The organism is Legionella sp. km772, assembly GCF_003989735.1.
Classification (GTDB): Bacteria; Pseudomonadota; Gammaproteobacteria; order Legionellales; family Legionellaceae; genus Legionella.
On record NZ_RZGQ01000266.1, the window covers coordinates 1 to 2,900 of the forward strand.

A 2,900-nucleotide genomic window follows, 5' to 3' on the forward strand; every position below is an offset into this window, starting at 1 on the left:
AGTTCTCTAGATCTTTTTAAAGAGCAATTGAATCATTAATTCATGCCCAAATCATAACACATCAGGGCAGGATTACGCACGCTCAGTGCTCACTAAAACAGGGGTTATTTGAACCATGCCGCAAAAGGTGAGTTTTATTGGGTGTATGAGTTTTTATTTGCCAAGAAAGATCTTGATAATATTGATGATCTAGAGCTTGCAAAATTTCGTAAACTTGCCGATATATATAGCAGGCTTACTGCGGATCAAGTTGAGCAATTAATACAGAAAAAATCGTTAGTGGAGATATATGATGAAAACGAAACGTAAATATAAAAGTGAGGCTTTAGAAGCAATCCATTCTTCTGCTAATGCTTTGCTTGAGATTGGTGCTATTGATAAAGCTACTATGCGTGATTTTGACGATGCCTGTTTTATTGAAGTCCCTGAGATTGAAGCAACACAAATAAAGGCTATAAGAGAAGAAAATCACGTGAGCCAGCCTGTTTTTGCACGTTATTTAAATACAAGTAAATCAACTGTTCAAAAATGGGAAGTAGGTGCAAAAAAACCAAGTGGAATGGCTTTAAAGCTTCTGTCAGTAGTGCAAAAGCATGGATTACATATTCTTGATTAAATAATGAAGAAATTAGTGTCAGGTCTATTAAGAATGAAAGTGATAAATAGGGATTGTGGAATAAAATACTTTTTAATGATTTTGTTAATGATACCATTTTATTGTGGTGTGATTATGCTCATAGGGAGCTTATATCCAGATTTTCTAGGTATGAATGCATTTTCATATGTATATAACGCATTGCTTAATCATTTTCAATTGACAGATCGCAATAGCTGGGGTTTTCCAGCTGGATCTCTTATTGTCGTTATTTCTTATTGTGCCATTTTGTTTATTCAAGAAATATTTTCTGGTGATGAGCACCGATAGTAGTATCTTGCTCTTGATAAGCCCATTAGGCATCGTCAATTTAACTTTGAGCTAGACTGTAATTTATTTACAGGAATAACGCGATGCTAGAAAGGAAACCGAAAAGATACCGCTATCCATTAGAGTTAATCAGCATTGCGGTATGGAGTTATCATCGGTTTAATGACAGCTACCGGGATGTATCGGAGCGCTTGCTGTATCGGGGTATCGACGTGAGTTATGAAACGATACGTCAATGGTGTATTAAATTTGGGCCTCACTTTAAGAGCGTCATTAAGAAGCGAGCACCCAGACCATCGGATAAGTGGCACCTGGATGAGCAGCAACTACGCATTGGTGGCGTGACGTATTATTTATGGCGCGCTGTGGATGAAGAGGGTTATGAGCTGGATGTATTTCTGCAAAAGCGACGTAATAAAAAAGCAGCCATCCGCTTCCTGTCTCGTCTGTTGAATACCTATCCCAAGCCTCGGGTGATTGTAACCGACAAGCTCAGGAGCTACACCAAACCCATTCGCCAGATGGGCAAAGGGGTGGAGCATCGTTCGCATAAGGGGCTCAATAATCGGGTAGAAAATGCCCATCAGCCCACGCGTAGAAAAGAAAAATGCCTCATTCGTTTTAAATCACCTGCAGGGGCGCAGAGCCTCATCGCACTCATGGGCTGCACCAGGAATCTCTTTGCAGTAGCAGTGGGCCGATACACCAAACCAGCCCAGCAACGAAGAAGCCAATTTCAAGTGGCAAAAGAAATTTGGAAGCACGCGGCTCTCGAGTTTCTTTGCGCCTAAAATTCGCCAAGCTCTCTTTGCTTACGCCATAAAAAGTTAAATTGACGGCGCCATTATTTGTTCTATACTTAATTTATCTGTTCTCAAATTGGGCGTTTTTATGCAATCAACCGTTCAAATCCTTAGTGTACTAGCTGATCAAAAAAAGGCTAATAGAGGTTTAGAGGTTAGTAATGAGTTAAAGGAAAATTTCGACCCAGTATTTATAGAAAAAGTAGCGCTTTGTATTGAGCAGACTCATGAGAAAATAGAGCTTTGTTCTTCATTGCCAGGATTAGAAAAAAACGCGGCAGCAGTAATGCGAGCTAGAGAACATATGAATGATTTAATTGGTCAACGAGTCATGTCAATGAGCAAGATGAATGAGCGGGTATTATTGAAATTACTCAACTTAGCTATAGCTAGTCAACGTGCTGGAAATTGCTATGAATTTTCTTTCTATGCTCAATCCCTCCTCGAGAAAGTAGGTATCAGCACGGAAGTCTTTAGAGTGAAAAAACCAGGAACAGAGGATAGTCATGTTTTTTTAGTTGCTAATCTAGATAATAAAACGAAGCTAAATGGCGTTAACCTTGTGAGTTCTGAGGCTATTGTTATTGATCCTTTTATGAAAAAAATCTATTTTTCCCAAGAAATTCCTAAGTATTTAGAGGTCTGTGTTTTTGATAAAGAAACAGAAGAAGTTTTTTATCAGCCTTTTCAAGAAACAGAGCATGTATTGGATAAAGAGGTTCAAAAAGAGTTAGTAGAAGATTGGCAAATGATAATTAACGCGAAACAGTCTCCTAATAGAAATAAGGATAATAGTTCTGAATTAGATGAATCAACTACAGTAAAGATTCCATAAATTCTTTAGCTATTCAGGTGTAATATTGGTACGCATTCTCTAGGGACTGTATGCACGGTTAGTTTGTTTTTATACTCTAAGCTGTGCATTAATATATCTTCCGGCGTTCGTGCAATACAATGAGGATTATATTGGGTTAGAATTTTTTCAGAATTAAAGCCCCAGGTAACTGCCATGGAGTAAATATTGGCTTGATTTGCGGCATCAATATCCCTTGGGTGTGACCTCGCATTAATGTTCAAATATCTCTGAGCACCCTTCTCATTTGCTCCAATTATAGCCATACAGACGTTTATATTTACAATCAATTCAAGTATAATTTATTCAAAATTGACTT

General features: G+C 38.1%; 5 protein-coding genes. All 5 read left to right on the top strand.

Going from position 1 to position 2,900, the window contains the following annotated elements; all coding sequences use genetic code 11:
* Window positions 1-108: 108 nt before the first annotated feature.
* The 5 genes from ELY15_RS14980 (at window position 109) to ELY15_RS15000 (ending at window position 2,563) form a co-directional block, all read left to right on the top strand.
* Window positions 109-309 (top strand): type II toxin-antitoxin system RelE/ParE family toxin, encoded by a 201-nt coding sequence (locus ELY15_RS14980; protein WP_127101431.1) that lies wholly within the window; start codon window positions 109-111, stop codon window positions 307-309.
* A complete protein-coding gene (locus ELY15_RS14985; protein WP_199744234.1) occupies window positions 290-616 on the top strand; it encodes a DNA-binding transcriptional regulator in 327 nt (108 codons plus the stop codon). The genes ELY15_RS14980 and ELY15_RS14985 overlap by 20 nt, the downstream gene beginning before the upstream one ends.
* 3 nt (window positions 617-619) lie before the next feature.
* Window positions 620-925 carry a hypothetical protein gene (locus ELY15_RS14990; protein WP_127101435.1) on the top strand — a complete coding sequence of 102 codons (306 nt, stop codon included), beginning with the start codon at window positions 620-622 and terminating at the stop codon, window positions 923-925.
* Between the two features lie 83 nt (window positions 926-1,008).
* On the top strand, window positions 1,009-1,716 hold the full coding sequence (locus ELY15_RS14995) for an IS6 family transposase (RefSeq protein ID WP_127101437.1): 708 nt from the start codon (window positions 1,009-1,011) through the stop codon (window positions 1,714-1,716).
* Between the two features lie 100 nt (window positions 1,717-1,816).
* Window positions 1,817-2,563 carry a hypothetical protein gene (locus ELY15_RS15000; RefSeq protein WP_127101439.1) on the top strand — a complete coding sequence of 249 codons (747 nt, stop codon included), beginning with the start codon at window positions 1,817-1,819 and terminating at the stop codon, window positions 2,561-2,563.
* The last annotated feature ends 337 nt before the right edge of the window (window positions 2,564-2,900 follow it).

Coding starts and splice junctions, on each gene's coding strand:
- ELY15_RS14985 (WP_199744234.1), top strand. CDS start 290: ATGATGAAAACGAAACGTAAATATAAAAGTGAGGCTTTAGAAGCAATC.
- ELY15_RS14990 (WP_127101435.1), top strand. CDS start 620: ATGAAGAAATTAGTGTCAGGTCTATTAAGAATGAAAGTGATAAATAGG.
- ELY15_RS14995 (WP_127101437.1), top strand. CDS start 1,009: ATGCTAGAAAGGAAACCGAAAAGATACCGCTATCCATTAGAGTTAATC.
- ELY15_RS15000 (WP_127101439.1), top strand. CDS start 1,817: ATGCAATCAACCGTTCAAATCCTTAGTGTACTAGCTGATCAAAAAAAG.